The organism is Candidatus Tisiphia endosymbiont of Dioctria linearis, assembly GCF_964026545.1.
GTDB lineage: Bacteria > Pseudomonadota > Alphaproteobacteria > Rickettsiales > Rickettsiaceae > Tisiphia.
The window spans coordinates 208,358-226,852 of the sequence record NZ_OZ032156.1; the positions used below are offsets into that span (position 1 = coordinate 208,358).

16 protein-coding genes are annotated in these 18,495 nt (G+C 32.7%); 5 read left to right on the forward strand and 11 right to left on the reverse strand.

Features of this window, described 5'->3' with window-relative positions:
• Positions 1-226 precede the first annotated feature (226 nt).
• On the reverse strand, positions 227-3,232 hold the full coding sequence (locus AAGD42_RS01020) for a PD-(D/E)XK nuclease family protein (protein ID WP_341752932.1): 3,006 nt from the start codon (positions 3,230-3,232) through the stop codon (positions 227-229).
• A 14-nt stretch (positions 3,233-3,246) separates the two neighbouring features.
• On the reverse strand, positions 3,247-3,672 hold the full coding sequence (locus tag AAGD42_RS01025; protein ID WP_341749826.1) for a DedA family protein: 426 nt from the start codon (positions 3,670-3,672) through the stop codon (positions 3,247-3,249).
• A gap of 93 nt (positions 3,673-3,765) precedes the next feature.
• On the opposite strand from AAGD42_RS01025, the gene AAGD42_RS01030 reads away from it, so the two are divergent.
• Complete coding sequence (locus AAGD42_RS01030; RefSeq protein WP_341752933.1) at positions 3,766-5,043, forward strand: MFS transporter; 1,278 nt, start codon at positions 3,766-3,768, stop codon at positions 5,041-5,043.
• A 306-nt stretch (positions 5,044-5,349) separates the two neighbouring features.
• Here AAGD42_RS01030 and AAGD42_RS01040 read toward each other — a convergent pair whose 3' ends face one another.
• On the reverse strand, positions 5,350-5,640 hold the full coding sequence (locus tag AAGD42_RS01040) for a type II toxin-antitoxin system RelE/ParE family toxin (protein ID WP_341752935.1): 291 nt from the start codon (positions 5,638-5,640) through the stop codon (positions 5,350-5,352).
• Positions 5,640-5,918, reverse strand: a complete 279-nt coding sequence (locus tag AAGD42_RS01045) for a CopG family ribbon-helix-helix protein (protein ID WP_341752936.1) — start codon at positions 5,916-5,918, stop codon at positions 5,640-5,642. Before AAGD42_RS01045 ends, AAGD42_RS01040 begins: the two co-directional genes overlap by 1 nt.
• A 202-nt stretch (positions 5,919-6,120) precedes the next feature.
• On the opposite strand from AAGD42_RS01045, the gene polA reads away from it, so the two are divergent.
• The gene (polA, locus tag AAGD42_RS01050; RefSeq protein WP_341752937.1) at positions 6,121-8,757 is read left to right on the forward strand and encodes a DNA polymerase I; all 2,637 of its coding nucleotides are present in this window, start codon (positions 6,121-6,123) and stop codon (positions 8,755-8,757) included.
• A 50-nt stretch (positions 8,758-8,807) separates the two neighbouring features.
• Here the strand turns inward: polA and AAGD42_RS01055 are convergent, their stop codons facing one another.
• The 4 genes from AAGD42_RS01055 to AAGD42_RS01070 all read right to left on the reverse strand — a co-directional run bounded on the left by AAGD42_RS01055 (position 8,808) and on the right by AAGD42_RS01070 (position 12,558).
• Positions 8,808-10,466 carry a penicillin-binding protein 2 gene (locus tag AAGD42_RS01055; RefSeq protein ID WP_341753355.1) on the reverse strand — a complete coding sequence of 553 codons (1,659 nt, stop codon included), beginning with the start codon at positions 10,464-10,466 and terminating at the stop codon, positions 8,808-8,810.
• A 289-nt stretch (positions 10,467-10,755) separates the two neighbouring features.
• Entirely contained in the window at positions 10,756-11,166 is a 411-nt protein-coding gene (locus AAGD42_RS01060; RefSeq protein WP_341752938.1) for a hypothetical protein, read from the reverse strand.
• Positions 11,156-12,103 carry a 16S rRNA (cytosine(1402)-N(4))-methyltransferase RsmH gene (gene rsmH, locus AAGD42_RS01065; protein WP_341752939.1) on the reverse strand — a complete coding sequence of 316 codons (948 nt, stop codon included), beginning with the start codon at positions 12,101-12,103 and terminating at the stop codon, positions 11,156-11,158. Before rsmH ends, AAGD42_RS01060 begins: the two co-directional genes overlap by 11 nt.
• The gene (locus AAGD42_RS01070) at positions 12,100-12,558 is read right to left on the reverse strand and encodes a division/cell wall cluster transcriptional repressor MraZ (RefSeq protein ID WP_341752940.1); all 459 of its coding nucleotides are present in this window, start codon (positions 12,556-12,558) and stop codon (positions 12,100-12,102) included. Before AAGD42_RS01070 ends, rsmH begins: the two co-directional genes overlap by 4 nt.
• A gap of 428 nt (positions 12,559-12,986) precedes the next feature.
• Here AAGD42_RS01070 and AAGD42_RS01075 point away from each other — a divergent pair, with 428 nt between their 5' ends.
• The 3 genes from AAGD42_RS01075 to AAGD42_RS01085 all read left to right on the forward strand — a co-directional run bounded on the left by AAGD42_RS01075 (position 12,987) and on the right by AAGD42_RS01085 (position 14,982).
• Positions 12,987-13,439, forward strand: a complete 453-nt coding sequence (locus AAGD42_RS01075) for a hypothetical protein (RefSeq protein ID WP_341752941.1) — start codon at positions 12,987-12,989, stop codon at positions 13,437-13,439.
• Between the two features lie 80 nt (positions 13,440-13,519).
• Positions 13,520-14,710 (forward strand): fatty acid desaturase, encoded by a 1,191-nt coding sequence (locus AAGD42_RS01080; protein WP_341752942.1) that lies wholly within the window; start codon positions 13,520-13,522, stop codon positions 14,708-14,710.
• Positions 14,711-14,742: 32 nt separating this feature from the next.
• On the forward strand, positions 14,743-14,982 hold the full coding sequence (locus AAGD42_RS01085) for an exodeoxyribonuclease VII small subunit (protein ID WP_341752943.1): 240 nt from the start codon (positions 14,743-14,745) through the stop codon (positions 14,980-14,982).
• 250 nt (positions 14,983-15,232) lie between these two features.
• Here the strand turns inward: AAGD42_RS01085 and AAGD42_RS01090 are convergent, their stop codons facing one another.
• The 3 genes from AAGD42_RS01090 to AAGD42_RS01100 form a co-directional block, all read right to left on the reverse strand.
• The gene (locus AAGD42_RS01090; RefSeq protein ID WP_341752944.1) at positions 15,233-15,748 is read right to left on the reverse strand and encodes a hypothetical protein; all 516 of its coding nucleotides are present in this window, start codon (positions 15,746-15,748) and stop codon (positions 15,233-15,235) included.
• Positions 15,749-15,914: 166 nt separating this feature from the next.
• Positions 15,915-17,396 carry a UbiD family decarboxylase gene (locus AAGD42_RS01095; protein WP_341752945.1) on the reverse strand — a complete coding sequence of 494 codons (1,482 nt, stop codon included), beginning with the start codon at positions 17,394-17,396 and terminating at the stop codon, positions 15,915-15,917.
• Positions 17,393-18,475, reverse strand: coding sequence for an LptF/LptG family permease (locus tag AAGD42_RS01100; protein ID WP_341752946.1), 1,083 nt, complete (start codon positions 18,473-18,475; stop codon positions 17,393-17,395). The genes AAGD42_RS01095 and AAGD42_RS01100 overlap by 4 nt, the downstream gene beginning before the upstream one ends.
• Positions 18,476-18,495: the final 20 nt, after the last annotated feature.

Here is an 18,495-nt window from a genome sequence, read left to right on the forward strand (position 1 = left end):
CTAATTATTTGTTTTTATAAAAAAAGTAAAAAAGATAATTTCTGATAGCAGTCCTATTCTCTTTGTTCGTACTTGCAAATTGAGCTATAGCCTGTTTGTATAAATCTTCTGTTATTAATTTTTGATGAGTACCCATTACATTCCTAATTTTATCTATCTTTTACATTATAACCTATTTTTCTAATCTTTATACTAAATTAAATTTGGGAATTGGTATTATATACTATCACCCGTCTCTCCTAGCCAGGTGCGCATAGTCATCATGTTTTAGTAAATCAATATCATATGAAAAGCTTTTATTCATTATATAATATTCCAATAACCGTATCATACCTTGTTTATGCCCAGCCAATTCTTCTCTAGTGAGATCTATCTCTAAAATTTGGATTATTGGCTTCGAGCTAGAAATTTTTACGTAACTAACCTGTTTTACGTTATTAACTTCTATACCAAAACCACCTTCTTGTAGCATTAACGCCTCAATTATTAGCTGCGGGGATAACCCAGTTTCTATATCTTTTCTACTCGGTAAGCTACCGGTTTTATAATCGATAATGACCGCTGCCCCAAACTCATCTATCTCAATTCTATCAGCCACTCCAATTATTGTTAATTCTTGCCCAGCAATATTTAATGAAATTGCTCCTCTAGTTTCAGAATAAATATATTTACAACCATTTCTACGTTGTTCATCAAATTCAACAAAAGACTCAGCAATAGGCATAAATTTTATTTGCCAAATTTTTTGCGTATAGGTTGGTAAGATAACATCTTGTAAAAGATTATTACTAATATCCAATATTAAGCCAATTTTGTTATTCTCTAACTTGTTATAATTTTTCGAATATTGCTCTAAAACCTTATGAACAAAACTACCAAATTCAGATATTTTAGGCTCCTGCCCTACCCTATCTCTACTCCTGACATTCAAAATCTTCTTAGCGTAAAAACTATAAGGATTCCGTATTAACATTTCTATATCAGTAACCGATATTGTATCAGGAAAAATGGGGCTACACACATTAGTATTTTCCCATAGTAAATTGTTGTCTGTTAGCGAAGAAATGATGTCATCCTGCTTCAATGCGGGATCTAGATTCCCGCCTACGCGGGAATGACAGGAAGGATTGCTGGAATGACATAGGGTTGATGTCAAACAATTTTCTGCAATCAAACTTTGATGCAACAAGTTCTGTTGTGCAATAAGTTGCAATTTTAGTAACAAATTCGATGGTAACAAACCAGATTTACCATCCTGTCTTTTTGATCTAGTAATTATTACTTGGGCATTATGCAGAAATAAATAAAAATAATATTGATCGATAGAAGTTCCAACAACCATATGTAATTTTTTTAACGTTTGCTCATTAATCCATTGGCTGATAGATGAGGATGATGACCAGCATCCTTGATTAAAGTCAGTTAAAATTACTAAATCAAATTTAAGCAATATTAAATCTTCTGCTTTACCAATAATTATATTTTTAGAATAATTATTATGAGCAAAATACTTACAATTAGACATTAAACCCTTCAGTAACTTTGGAAAATCTTTTTTATTATCTAAGGTTAAATTACAATTAGTATTTATTAACTCCGATAAAAAATTTGATAATTCAGCAGCTGACTGCTCATGCCAAATATCTCGGTAAAGTTTTTCAGCAATGCTAATCGAGGATTTTAATATTTTAGCAAAATTATTGCCACTATTGCTATAAAGTAAGTTTATTAGCTTCTTAGACCATTCTATTAATTCATTATCATTGGTTTTTTCTACTAGAGCCAGCATTTGATCAGATTGCCTGATAAAACGGTTTTTGCCGCTCATTAACAGTTCTAATCTTTGAACTAATTTACGGTTAATCAAAGGATTCTTTAATAGTAAAAATAACTTTTTTATATCAAAATCATTACATAATATTTCACTAATGGCAATTATTAGAGAACTAATTAGCGTTTCTGATAAATTATTACCTAGCAAATCTTGGAACTCTAAGGAATATTTGGTCAAAAAATTACAATAAAAATTCTTGGTTGTTTGATTATTGACAATAATAGCTATTTTCTTATCACTAGATTGTTGGCAAATCAGGCTTATTTGTTCTGCCTCTTGAAAAATATCTTCAAGCTCAAAATATTTTATATGATCTACAGCTATACTCTTCTGATTTAAGTATAATTGTTGAGGTGCATCAGCTATATCATCAAAAATTATCTTATCGAAAATCAAGTACTCTGGCTGATGATTACCTAGAGGATGAAAATCTGATAAATTTTTATCTAGAACTGTTAGTAATTTTTTAAAGTTATATAAGCAATCTTCTTCATGATTATAGTTATAGTCAATTGATGAGAAGTTGGTGACGTCGTCGCTCAATGCTCGCCTATTACTTATAGGCGTCGCTCCATCGCTCCTAGCATCAACTTCTCCTGAATTGACTATATAGTCGAATTTTCCTGAATTGACTATAGCCTGATTAACATTTATCATGTCATCCTGCTTCGGTGCGATATCTAGATTCCCACCTACGCGGGAATGACACGTACTAATAGGCGGTAAAATTATAAAACTATCCGGTGAATTAGCAACATTCTTTAAGAAATTCCATGATATGGGATTATGCCCTACTATACCGGCTACTATCAAACTAGTATCAGCTCTTTTCAGCCTTGCTATCTCTGCATCCATCATAGTGACCTGATAATTTAGCCGATCTTGCTTTCTTAACAATTTTATCTTCTCTTGCCATTCAGAATGGGCGTATTTAAGAAATTGATAAATAACACTCCAATGTTGCGATGGATTAATTTTTTCTATTTCATTTACCGAATCTATCGATAAATTATTACAAGCTAGCTGGTAAAATAACTCAGATATTGTTGAACAAAATTGTAAAGATTGTGTTATGCTAAATTGTAACTCACGATAATTATGAATGATTTCAGCTAGGATAGTTCTTTCTTGCAAAAACGTTATCGGCTGTAAATTTTCTGATGCGATAGCAAAAATTTCTTCACCTTCAGCCATAATATTAGACCAAGGAATAATATTTGGCAAAATCGCAATATGCTGTTTGTTAATCAAAATATTTTGTAAATTCCAACAAGCAAAACCACTCGGCAATATAACCTTAAGATTGCTAATAGAATTCTTCTCACTGAAATTATCTAAGATAAAATCAGCTAATATATCTAAAAACGATGAAGATGGGTTGATTCTATAGAGGTTCATTAATTCCGTACTAGTTAGATTATATAGATGCTATAGCTATAATAGCATAATTTTATAACACCACTAATAGCTAAAACCCTTATAAAATTTATTTTAGTAAAGCCGGCAATTAAAGGAATGAATTTTCCCCATAATGGTATGAATATAAGCCATAATATCAATATGTTATATTTTAAAAAAAACTGAGATAATAATTGCTGGTTAGTATGAATCTGGGTATTTTTAGAAAAATAAAAAATTCTCCATAACATTATACCAAAAAAATAATTTATACTAGTAGCAACTAATGAAGCAATAGTTGCTACCACCACTATTATTAAATTATTATAAACACCAAACATTTTCATAGAATGAACAATTAGTTCACTATCTAAACTTATAACTAAATTACCTACTAAACTATCGGTAAATAATAACGAATAGGCTTCAAACTGCTCCATAATTCAAACTAGTCTATAAAGGTTTGACAAAATATTATCCTATACTATAATTTGTTACCTTAAAATACAACGTTATTATAATTTAAATTTTTTATGAATACAGCTCTATCCTTGAAAAAACCATTTTTATTATGGTCTCTTGCCAGCATGTTTTTTGCCTTTCAATTTATATTAAGACTTTCGACTGGAATTATTAGAGAAGAAATTATGCAAAAATTTGCCATTGATACCATAGCATTTGGTACAGTTGCTGGATATTATTATTTAGGTTATGCAGGGATGCAAATACCAATTGGCATAATGCTCGATAAATTTAACTTTAGAATTGTTACATTCATATCTATCTTGGTTACTTCTCTTGGTACTTTAACTTTTGTTGCCAGCGAAAATTTTAATTATTTACTCATTGGTAGATTTATGATTGGAGCTGGTTCTGCTGTTGGGTTTTTATCAGTAGCTAAAATTACTAGAAGCTGTTTTCCAGCTAAATACCACTCCGTAATGCTAGGGCTTTCTTTTACTTTTGGCTTAATTGGAGCAGTATTTGCTATTACTCCAATGAAACTATTATTCACCCATTTTGGTTATGACGTAACTTTTAATAGTTTAGCCGCCATCGGATTTATTATTGGGCTAATGATTTTATTGATAAAAAATGATGATGTAAGCAGCAATTCTACTACTACTCTAGATTCCGAATTATCGATATTGAAACTCTTATTAAACCCTACTATTCTGTTAATCGAGATTTTTGGTGGTTTAATGGTAGGAGCATTGGAAGGTTTTGCTGATGTATGGGCTATTCCATTTTTTAAACAAATTTATCAAATGAATGATATGGATAGTAACTTAGCTACCTCATTTGTTTATATAGGGATGTGTCTTGGCGGTCCAATACTTGCTCTTATTGCTAATTTAGTAAAATCATCTGATGCTATAATAACTATCACTGGATTGCTGACAATAGTAATTTTTATCATTCTATTATATTGTCCTTCATTAAATTTCTTTACTAGTAGTTCTTTAATGTTTTTATTAGGAATTTTTTGTTGTTATCAGGTTCTAATCTTTACCATTGTCAGTAACCTTGTTACGGAGAAATCTATTGGACTTGCCGTTGCGATAGTCAACTGTATCAACATGTCTTTTGGGCATTTCTTTCACAAAATTATGAGTTATTTAATCTCTTATAATTGGGACGGCTTACTGAGTGAATCTGGCACTCCTATTTATAGTCACTATGATTTTATTGTGGCAATTTCTATAGTTCCCATTTGTTGTCTTATCGGAATTATCGGCTTTTGCTGTTTGTCTAAAAAGTCAAATAAAATATCAATCAAGGGATTTGTGGAAGAACCTGTTTCAGCCTAGGAGTCTGCCTGCGATAACTAATTAATTATATTTTGAGCTATTTTTCGGCAAGAATAAATATGATTTTTGCAGGAATAGTGTATCTATTTCCAAAAATCATGTTTATTCGCAGCCAAAAAGAGCCAAATATAGAATTACTTTATAGTTAATTCAGGGGAATTGGGTAGCAGGAACGATGGGGCGACGCCTATAAGTAATAGGCGAGCATTGAGCGACGACGTCACCAACTTCTCATCAATGGACTATAGTTATCGCAGGTAGCTTCCTAGAATGGCACAACTGTCGAACATTGGTATTTCTTTTTTATTATTTAAATTCTATTTCCTTAGCATGTCTGATATGAACTACATAAATGGTATCATCATATATTCGATATCGTAGTATATAACCTGATAAGCCAAATCGAATATATAAATCCCTATAATCTATTAGATTAGTCACAGGTTTACCTATTAAAGGAAATTCTATAAGTTTGATAACTGCTTTCTTTATTACTTCTGCCACTCTCTTTGCAGCATTAGGATTATTTTTATCAATGAATTTTCTCAGTCGTACCAAATCTGTAATTGCCGATTCCAACCATACTAATCTTTCCATTAAGGTCTTTCTTCTTCTTTATCGCTTCCCCATCTATCAAGCCACTCAGTTATTTTGTCATTTCCTAAAAATTTACCTTCTTTCATTTCTTGCCAACGCTGGATAGTCTCTTGTTTTAATTGTTCTTCATGTTCCTCTAATTTGAGATAATTGGTAATTGCCTCCTTCATTAGCCAGTGTGTTGAACGTTGCTTAATTTTACCAAGTACTTGCAACCTCTTCTTAATTTGCGGTGCAATTTTAACGCTTACTACAGTATTCTCATCAGCTCTTTTCATACGAATTCTCCTTTATAGCATTAAGTATTTATAGGTAATACTATACACTACTTGTTTTGTGTTTACAATCCATGTTATAGTTAATCGATGAGCGACAACATCACCAACTTCTCATTATTTATAAAATTATTACTAATAAAGCTTAGTGCAGATTATAATTGTTGTATACTACATAAATAGAACAATTTGACCTAATAACAAAATGACTAATAAAAATACTTTATTAATAATTGATGGCTACGGATTTATCTTTAGAGCCTACCATGTTCAGCCACCATTAACTTCTCCGAGTGGCTTAGCTGTTGGAGCACTTTATGGTTTTACTTCAATGCTATTGAAGTTATTGAATGATTTTAAGCCAGAACATGCTATTGTAGTTTTTGATTCTGGTGGTAAGAATTTTCGTCATCAAATTTATCAGCAATATAAAGCAAATAGACCCCCTATACCAGAGGATTTAAAGAGTCAATTACCACTTATTCGCCTTGCAGCAAATAGCCTAAATTTTCCAATGATTGAGAAAGCTGGTTATGAAGCAGATGATATAATTGCCACTTTAGCCCATAAAGCTTCTGCATTACAACAAAATACTATCATTATTTCTTCTGATAAAGATTTAATGCAATTAATTAATTCGCATACTAAAATGTATGACCCAATAAAAGCAAAATATATTTCCGAAGATGACGTGATAGAGAAATTTGGTGTAGAACCAAGTAAAATCAGGGAAGTAATGGCGTTGATCGGCGATAAGTCCGATAATATACCGGGCGTACCAAGCATTGGCCCTAAAACTGCGGCAACACTTATTAAACAATTTGGTTCATTAGCAGAGCTGTTAAATTCACTCGATCAAATCACTAACGATCGCCAGAGAGCAATCATCAGCTCCTCAAAAGATTTAGCCTTAATTTCCTGGCAATTATTTAGTCTAGATTATAATGTTGATATCGATTTAGATTTTAGTTTATTGCAGTATACCGCACCTGATAGTAAGAAAATTTCTGATTTTTTGGCAGAGTATGACTTCAAGTCTCTAAATAAAAGAGTGGAGAACTTATTCCAAATACAAATTACCAACGAATCTTTACCTACTAAGCAAATTATAATTCAAGAAGTTGCTTCTCAACAACAGCTTGATGCTATGCTAACTAAGGCAGAAGAATATGGGATTGTCAATATTCATTTATCGGATTACCCTGGGCAAACTCCTTCTATAATTTTATCAATTGATGGTAAATGCTACAATATTAAGTTTATTGCTAAAATTTCTGGCAACATGTCTGATTTACTTGCTTACGATTTTCGTCAAAATTACCTGGAACAATGGTTTATGGCTGATATTCTTCAATTGCTAAAAAATAAATCTATTAAGAAGATCACCTATAATCTTAAATCATTATTAAAATTCTTTGTCGATAATGAAATATACTCTGTTGAAGATATCGAACTAATGCAATATCTGATTTCTGCTGGCAAGCCTCAGAAGAATCCATTTGATGGAATACAACAGGATAGTTTAGACAATTTAGCGAAAGTAGTTACCGGCTTTAGTGATAATTACCAAAAACTGTTGCTAGAACTAAAAGATAATCATGCCTTAGTACTATATCGAGATATTGATTTACCTTTATGTTATATAATAGATAAAATGGAAAAAATTGGGGTTAAGGTCAATTCACCATATCTTAAACAGTTATCGGATGAATTTGGCAGTGAAATTACTCAATTAGAACATAATATTTTTGCTATTACCGGCACAAAGTTTAATATCGCTTCACCAAAGCAACTGGGAGAAATTTTATTTGAAAAAATGCAATTACCCTTTGGTAAATTGTCATCAAAAGCAAAATCTTATTCTACTAGTGCAGAAATTCTTGAAAAAATTAGCGAAAGTGGCTTTGCTATTGCTGATTTATTGCTAAAATGGCGTCAACTAACTAAATTAAAAAATACCTATACGGATAGTTTACCTATGCAAGTAAATCCGATAACTCATAGGGTACATACAACATTTTTACAAACTTCAACTAGTACTGGTAGGCTTAGTTCTCAAGAACCCAATTTACAAAATGTACCAATTCGCTCGAAAGAAGGTAATAAAATCAGAGCAGCTTTTATTGCAGAAGATAAGCATAAATTAATTTCAGCGGACTATTCACAGATTGAACTGCGAATATTAAGTAGCATGGCAGATATACCTTCTTTAAAACAAGCTTTTGTTAATGGTGAGGATATTCATAGTAAAACTGCTTGTAATATATTTAAAATTACTAAAGAGCAGTTAACTTCCAAACATCGGCATAAAGCAAAAGCTATAAATTTTGGCATTATCTACGGTATTAGTGCTTTTGGACTAGCAAAGCAGTTACATATTAGCTCTACACAAGCAGCTGAATATATAAAGAAATATTTTGAAGAATATCCAGAAATTCAAAAATATATGGAATATACAAAAAACTACGCCAGAGAGCATGGTTATGTCCTTAATCTCTTCGGGCGAAAGTGCTTTATTCCCTTAATCTATGATAAAAAACATTCCTTACAGCAATTTGCCGAAAGGGCAGCAATCAACGCTCCAATCCAAGGGACTAGTGCCGACATAATCAAAATAGCGATGATTGATCTTGACCGTAAAATGCAACAACTAAAATTGAAAACCAAGCTAATTTTACAAATCCATGACGAATTACTTTTTGAATCGCCCATTGATGAAGTAGAACTAGCGACACAACTAATTAAAACTACTATGGAAAATTCACCTAAATTAATGGTTCCACTCATTGTCGAAACCAAGGTAGGAGATAATTGGATAAATATGCATACTATAGTCAATTGATGAGAAATTGGTGACGTCATCGCTCTGAGGCAATCGCCCATTCTTCGTTATCACAATTCCTCGCCTTTTTCAATCGGCTCTATTCCATAGAGTGACACCATTCGCTCAAGGACTCTCCCAACGGTAGGAGCAGCAGTCCAACCGGCAGTAGCAAAACCAAAAGATTCCTTCGTTCCTTTTGGTTCATCAAACATTATAAAAATAACATATTGTGGATTAGAGGCTGGTAATAAACCTAAAAATGATGACATTCTGCTATTCTTAAGATATCTTCTTTTGCCATGCCCATCTGCCGTTAATTTCTCAGCCGTACCAGTCTTCCCACCAACAAGATATCCTTTCACATCAGCCCTACGTCCGGTTCCTTCTTTTACCACCAAACGAAATAATTCACTCATTTGCTTAGAGGTTTTTTCACTAAAAACCTTTGTACCAACAAGACGCTCATCTTGTCTTTTGATTAGAGTCAAATCATATAATGTCCCACCATTCACTACCGGCAATACTGCTTGCATAAAGTGTAAAGGACTAATTGAAATACCGTAGCCATATGACATGACAACACTCGTTAAATCACTCCATCTCTTATCGGATGGAAACAGAGGGGTGCCTCTCTCTGGCAATTCAATTTTAAGCTGATCTAGTAACCCTAATCTTTTTAAGTATTTTTTGAAATCATTTTTGCCGACTTCTAACATAATTTGGCTAACCCCAATATTTGATGAATGCAGAAAAATTTCTGGAACACTATGCCATCCATGCCTTGGGTGATAATCTTTTACATTAAACGCCCCTACCTTCATATAGCTAATATCATAAGCATCGTTCATTGCTATAGCATCAGTATCAAAACCTACAGCCATAGTTAAGGTTTTAAATACCGACCCCATTTCATAAATACCAAGACTTGCCATATTAAATAACTCTTCTGGCTTTGCACTACTCGGGTAATGTGGATTGAAATCAGGTTTACTAATCAGAGCTAGAATTTCACCATTATTAGGATTGGCAATTATCCCTACCGCTCCTATTGCACTAAATTCCTTTAATGTCTTATCTATTTCTTCATTTAGGATATTCTGTAATCTTACATCTATAGATAATTTAAGTGGTTTTTTAAGTTGTTCTGGCTGTGCTAAGTCAAAATCCGAATTAGTTAAAAATTTGTCATAACTCCTTTCCAGCCCAGCAAGACCAGCCAAATCCCTACCCACATATCCTATAACATGTGATAATAAATTGGAGAAAGTATATATCCTCTTTTGTTCTTGTTCAAAACTAAAGCCTGGCATTGCCAAATTTAACACCGCCTCTTGCTCTTTTGGCAATAAGTCCCTTTTTACCCATACAAAACTTTTATTACTCTTTAGTTCTGCAAGTAATTTCGTTTTATCAATCTCAGGCAAGATTTTAGATAATCTTTCTAAAGATTGCTCTGGGTTGATTACTTTCTGTGGATTAACAAATAATGAGGAAGAGGGTAAGTTAACTGCTAATAAATTACCATTACGGTCTACTATCTCTTTTCTAAAGTTACTACTCTTTACTTGATATTCTGGCTTAACATAACCATTAGTCGCAACAATTATTAAGCGGTATGATAACCCACAAAAAAACACAGCAAAACAAAAACTAACTATGAATAATCTGATTTTAGTATTGTCAGCACAAATATCCCATAAAATAATATTACTAAAACTTCTTTTCATTTTAGTTATAGTATTTTTTATCAATGCTAATAAAACTATATTATTATTCATAACCTACTCGCGTCATTGCGATAAACCACGAAACTCAAACAAAGCAATCCATTCCTAATCACTTTCCTGGATTGCTTCGTCGGTACTAAAGTACCTCCTCGCAATGACCAGTGGCTAAGAAGTCCTTCCGCTATTAGCGAGACCACGCAAGTAGGTCGTGGCAATCCACACTCATTAGATTGCCTCATCAGCTTACGCCTTCTTGCAATGGCGTATTCATAGGCAAAAAGAGTACCTTTCATCGAATATACTCTGATTTTTTAGTTGAAACAGTTTTTATGTATTTACTATTAGGAGTTGTTTTATAACGCCACTTAACATTGCTTTTATTAAAATATGAACCACTTACTTCATGAGACTTGGCATATTTCTTACTCTCAGGCATTAAAGGATCACTAATCATTTGCTTAACTTTAACAGTATCTAATTGTAAATAAAGTGATGATAATTTTCTTAGTCTAGCTGGAGAAGTAAGGTATGATTGTTCGACTTTTAACACGTGAATTCTATTACCCTCATCAATCAGTTGTTTTGAAACCTCTCCAAGCTGATAATGTAAGATAATAACCTTATCTTTCACTCTAAATAACCCATAAATGGAAAAAATTATAGTACAGACAGCTATATAACTAAATATTCTAACCGCCATATGTAGCACCCTCTATTTTCTGTCCAGCCCTTAACTTTGCAGACCTTGCTCTTGGATTAAGTGCAATTTCTCTAGACGATGGACATAATGGCTTCTTTGTAAGAATCTTAAGCCATTCCTTAGAATTTTCTTTAGTAAAAACCTTTACCGCATATTTAGACCTGGCAACTAACTTAGCAGAATTTGCTTTAAAAAAATTCTTAACAATTCGGTCTTCTAATGAGTGAAATGAGACAATTACTAGGCGACCATTTGCTGCTAGAATATTTTTGCTATTACTTAGAAATCTTTCTAATTGACCCAATTCATCATTAATGTAAATGCGAATTGCTTGAAAACTCTTGGTAGCGGTATCTATCTTACCTTTTCGAAAACCTATACTACTACGAACAATATGAGCAAACCTTGCTGTATTGGTAATAGGCTCTAACCTCCTATGTTCTACAATCCTTTTAGCGATTCTTCGAGAATAAGACTCATCGCCATATTTATAAATCACATCCGCTATTTCTTGTTCATCAGCATTATTGATAAAATCTGCAGCACTCTGCCCTACTCCACTCATTCTCATATCGAGTAGACCATCATGAGTAAAGGAAAATCCCCTATCGCCAGAATCAATCTGCATAGAAGAAACCCCTAAATCCATAACTATGCCGTCAAATTTCAATGAACCTAATTCTGAAAAGCTTTCAGCAAACCCTGTTTGAATAAATCTCACTCTACCAGGATAATCTTTTATCAACTGATTGGCGTAAGTTATAACATTTGGATCACGATCAATTGCCACTAATTGGCAATTACAAGAATCGAGTATCATTCGACTATAACCACCAAAACCAAAAGTGCAATCCAGATAAATTCCACCATCTTTAGGACACAAGACTTCCTTAACTTCATTTAACATAACAGCTGTATGAGAGGACTCTTGTATCATATTTCCTTATTAATATTCTTAAGAGTTAAACGGTTATTTTGAGCTATTTGCCGAGCTGAGGAAAGATAGGTCTCAAAATTTTGCGGCTGCCAAATTTCAAAGACTAATCCCTTTCCTACAAAACAAACCTGCTCTGATATGTCAGAATGTTCTATTAAAGATTTAGGCAAAATCACCCTACCCTCACCATCAAACGTAAGCTGGATAGCCCCGCCAAGAATGATTGTTTCAAAAGCATCTCGTTCCTCAGAATATGGGTCTAAGGTTTGAATCATTTGGCTTAACTCCTCAAGCCTCTTTAAACTACACGCTTCAATACACTTCTTTCTAAAAGACGGATAGACAATAACCCCATTAAATGACTGGCTAGACAAAGCTACTCTATAGCTAGCAGGCACCGAAACCCTACCTTTCTTATCAAGATTATTTATATATTTTGACAAAAAAATATTCATTTACTTATTTACCTTCCAATAATTGGTAGTGTCAAACATGGTATATAACCACACCTTGGTGTCATTGCGAGGAAGTCACAAAACGAAGCCATCCATTTTTAATTGTTTTTTTGGATTGCTTTGTCGCTACTAAAATAGCTTCTTGCAATGACGTGGTTGTACAAATTATTCCATAATTAGATTTGGTCATATTTGGGATAATTTGGGATTATATGGAATTTTTAGGATATTGTACTATAATTATAGAGTCAAGAAGGTTTTAAATAGTCTGTAAAAAATTTATGAATTTTTATTAATTGTGACTTATTTCCTGCATATACTTATAGTCAAATAATTTGATTAGAATTTTAAAAAAAAGTGGATGACGGGTATTAGTGCAAGGAAAAATTTTGGTATAATGATATCATACAAGAATTAATGAGATTTTTATGATTACACTACTTGCTTCAATAACGGGCTTTATTAGCTCAATTATTCCAGAAATTTTAAAAATTCTAAAGGATCAAAATGATAAAAAACATGAGCTTAATCTTTTAGATCGGCAAATTGAAAGCCATAAATTAGGGAATACCAAACTGCTCTCAGAGCTTAACACTTCCAAAGACATTGCGGAGAATAATACTTTATATTCAACATATAAATCAGGCATTAATTGGGTTGATGCCTTAAATGGTTCAGTTCTCCCTGTTCTAGCATATAGTTTTTTTATTATGTATGCCTATGTCAAATATGTGCAATATAAAACTATACAAAGTACGGCAATCCTTGTGGAATATCTTGATGTTTTATGGAATATAGACGATCAGGCTATTTTTGCTGGCATTATTAGCTTCTATTTCGGGCAGCGTATGTTTAATAAATTATGGAAACGTAAAATGTAATGCAACATATTATTTGTATATTGTGACATAATATGCTACAATACTGCCTAAGAATTTTATTTAATTAAAAAATTAGATATATGCTAAAAAGAATCGTTTGGAGCATTTTCTTTGTTCTAATTATATACCCAATTATACTTTCATGCTTGGTTATAAAATACTATGCTAGCTATAAGATAGGTCTATTTGAGATAAGTCTGTTCATAGCTGGCTATTACGGCTCTAATATTGCTGTTGGTGTTGGGTTGCATCGTCTATGGTCGCATCATGCATTTAAAACAAATAAGGTGGTAGAATTTATTCTTGTTATGATGTCAGCCGCTACTTTCCAAGGGCCAGTTTTATCTTGGGCATCAAATCATTATAAGCATCATACTTATACTGATAAAGATCAAGATCCGCATAGCCCATTAAAGTTTGAGAATAGAATTTTAGGGTTTTTATGGTCACATATTGGATGGATGATCATTGATGGAAGCTATAAGTCCATTGACCGAATTACTATGGTTAAACTTGGTAAAAATAAATTGCTGAGATGGCAATTAAAGTATTATTGGCAAACTTCTCTATTTATGAACACTATAGTACCCGCATTAATAGGTTATTTGATTGGTGGTACTATAATCTCTGCTTATGCTGGGTTCTTGTTTATTGGTATGGGTAGAGCATTACAACAACATGCAACTTTTTGCGTTAATTCTCTATGTCATTTTGTTGGTAGCAAGAAATATTACAAAGGTACTGCCGGAGATATTTGGTGGATGGCATTATTCTTATTAGGTGAAAATTGGCATAATTTCCATCATGCATTCCCATCAGATTACCGTAATGGTGCTAAATGGTATCATTTTGATGTCCATAAATGGATAATATATGTGATGAGTAAATTAGGGCTGGCTTGGAATTTAGAAGTTACTCCTGAAGTTAGGATACAAGCGAAAGTGAATGAGACTAGTAAATACCTAATAGAGGGAAGGAAGCAACAATTAAGCTTACTGCAAGATAAAATTAATCAGCTGGGAGAACGAATATATGTAAAACTTAACGAGCTTGAAAATTCTTCTATATCGATTAAAGTGCAATTACAAAAATCATTTATAGAAATTCAGGAATCACTGAAAAAGCTTGCTGAACAACTACATTCATCAATTCAGTTAACAGAAGAATCGTCAGAGCGATTACTAAAAATTGCTAGTAAAAAAATTAAAGATCGTGAGATGGCAATTTATAGGTTATATAATGAACTAGATAGGAAATATGTTAGGAACTAGATAAAATTGAAACAACAAATAATAGAGGGGCGATGCCAGACTTGACATCTATTGAAAATATGAGCTTTGAAGCTGCCTTAGCAGAATTAAAAGAAATTGTAAAAAAAATTGATACTGGTGAGGAAAGCTTAGATTCATCGATTAGTAGCTTTGAAAGAGGGGTGTTACTAAAAGAACACTGTGAAAAAAAGCTACAAGCGGCTAGATTGAAGATTGAAAAAATCACTAAGCAAGCAGATTCGGCTATTATTATAGAAAAGATAGAGGTATAGTTTATAGTACCTAAGTATTATAAACAGCATAAAAATGTTATTGCGAGACCATATAATGGTCGAAGCAATCCATTCATGGTCATTTTTTTGGGTTGCCGCGTTGCCGCAAAGCGGCTCTTACGCAATGACGCTTGGTAATCATATTTTTCACTCATCACAAGAAAATAGCAAAAAAATCGTGAACGATCACATCTAAACTACAACTGTAGTCCTAACTAAGAGCGATTATTGACAAAGGTTCATGATTAATCTATACAGAGGTTTCACTCCATTGATTATCATTATTTCCTATAGTCCCAACAACATCTTCTTCCTCTATAAGTCCAAGCCGAGTAGTAGTAAGGTCTGTATTGTTAATAGCATGATTAATAGGGAATAATAAATTTTTTATCTGTAACAGCTCAGAACTATCTTTACACTTACTCAAGATGTCATTACGCTCAGCTATATTTGCCTCCTTAATTACCTTAAGATAAAGTACTGGTAAAGATTTTAGAGGTAATAGTTCATTATGCAGAATAGTAATAATATGTTTTATATGATCTAATTCATCTCCTATTTTTCTTAACTTCATTTCATGTAAAACACATAATATCTTTTTTACTTGATCATCATACTCTGGTGGTATAGAACTTGTTACTTTAGCTAAATGATTTGAGAATACTGAATTTTTTGATAGCCTATTAAAGAATGCTATAGTAAACGAATCAAAGAAGGAATCATAGATAAGATTGAACACTAAATTGTTCATTCGATTTTTACTCATTGGTATATCTTTATTAATTAACTCACATAAACCTCGTAGCAATTTAAAAATTGCCAAAAAGTACAAGACGTCTATTAGCGAGAAGGCATAAACCAAGAAGCAATCCATTTTTGATCACTTTTTTGGATTGCCGCGTTGCCACAAAGCGGCTCCTCGCAATGATATTTCAGGTACCCAGCATATCCCAAATTTTATCAATTTTTTCAATGACTTCACTAGTCATTTCTATTTTCTTCCCCCAAGCTCTATTAGTCTCTGGGGATATTTTATTAGTTGCATCTATCCCCATTTTACTACCAAGTCCTGATACAGGGGATGCAAAATCAAGATAATCTATTGGCGAATTATCAATAAACGTAGTATCTCTAGAAGGATCACTCCTAGTTGAGATTGCCCAAGCTACTTCCTTCCAATCTCGAATATCTATATCATCATCTACCACAATAATAAATTTGGTATACATGAATTGTCTTAAAAATGACCAAATCCCCATCATTATTCTTTTTGCATGACCTGGATAAGCCTTGCGGATAGATACAATGGCAATTCTGTAAGAACAACCTTCAGGCGGTAACCAAAAATCAACGATTTCTGGAAATTGTTGCTGAATTATCGGAATAAATATTTCATTTAATGCCACGCCAAGCACCGATGGTTCATCTGGAGCTTTACCAGTATAAGTGCTTAAATATATAGGTTGCTTTTTCATGGTAATAGCCTTAACGTTAAAGACTGGAAAATATTCAACGTCATTATAGTAACCTGTATGGTCACCAAATGGTCCTTCTGGTAGATATTCATCAAAACTTACATGTCCCTCTATAACAATTTCGCTATAAGCAGGCACCTTCATATCTATACTAACACAATTTACCAGTTCAATTGACTTGCCTCTTAATAATCCAGCAAAATTATACTCAGACATATTATCAGGCAGCGGCATAACAGCCGCCATAGTCACAGCAGGGCTTGCCCCAATAACCACTGCAGCAGGGAAAGGCTCTTTTTTTGCTGATGATTGCCAACGTTTATGTTGCTGTGATCCACCTCGCATTTTAAGCCATCGCATAATAAGTTTGTTACGCCCGACTACTTGCATTCGGTATATACCGAGGTTAAAATTATCTACCTTCTCTAGACTAGGTCCTTTAGTAACAACTATTGGCCAAGTAATTAATGGCGAAATATCAAGAGGCCAGCAGGTTTGTATCGGTAATATATTAACATCAGGATTATCAATTATAACTTCCTGGCAGGGAGCTTTTGATAACATTTTTGGCGACATAGCCAACATTCTTTTTGCCAATGGCAACATGGCAAAGGTTTCTTTAAAGGAAGAAGGTAGTTCGGGGGCTTTAAGAAAAGCTAGCAATTCTCCGAATTTCCTTAAATCTTCTTTACGTTTCAAACCAAGTCCCAAGGCGATTCGCTCAGTACTAGCATATAAATTAGTTAGAACTGGCATATTAGACTTAGTTCCATCATTTTTAATAACATTTTCAAACAGCAGAGCTGGACCATCTTGTATTAAAATTCTTCTGCTGATTTCTGTTATTTCAAGGTTAGATGATACGGGATAGGATATACGCTTAAGGAGCCCATTTTGCTCGAGAAGTTTTATAAATTGTGGTAAATCTTGGAAACTCATATAATTTTACGGAAATATAAATATAGACTTAAAATAATAGCAATAATCATGTTAGCATAACAAGCAAAGATAAAATTTAAATCTTTTGAAGCAAGATTTTGTAATACAAAATGCAAGTATGTGATAATTACGGCAGAAACTGCCGTAATTAGAATCTGTCTTAAACTAGATTTTTTATTATAAGGCTGCCGTAAAAAAACCGATAATGTAAGAAAGACCAGTACAAAATTATACATAGGCCAAATCAATCTTTGGTGTCCCTCAGCAATTAATTTAATCTTCCTTTGCTCTGATAAAATATTGTTGGGTTTTAACAATTCATCAATATAATACTCATTGATTTCTCGACTATATTCATCCTTTACCAAATTTTTACTATCATTACTAACTAATTCTACGGTTAAAAGCTCGAATGATAAGTTACTTAAATTACCATTATGATCATATACTTGCCTAACTCCATCTTTTAATTGAAAAGATGAGCTGTTATTATATATTGTAAACATCCCTGATTTAGAAAACAAGATTGCATGGTTATCATGCTTACGATTATCAAAAATGATTAAACTTTTCATAGTACCATTAGGTAATTTTTTATCAAAATAAACTGTTATATCTTTAGAAATTGGATTAAATGTCTTCTCATCTAGAATATTGGATGCATAATTATTCCTCATAAAAATAAGATCTGATTTAAGCTTGCTATGAGATAATGGCAATAAACTAATCGAAATATAATAAGCAAATAACGTAACTACCAGAGCTACAATCAATGATGGACTAGCTAGTTGGATATTATTTAATCCCAAATTTTGCAAAATAATTATCTGACGTCTCTCACTCAAAGCATTATAAGTATAAATAACAGCAATAACAGTTGCAAAAGGTAATAAAATAAACAACAAAGATGGAATAACTAAAATAATTAAATTTAAGAAATCCTGAACTTTTATGCCCTTATCAATTAAGTACAACATCTTTAATATCTGGGTAATCCATACAAGGCTAGTAACTGAAAAAATAATTATTACCAAAGATGGTATTATATTTTTTATTATATAACTTTTATATATCAACATTCTGTAATCATTTATAGTCT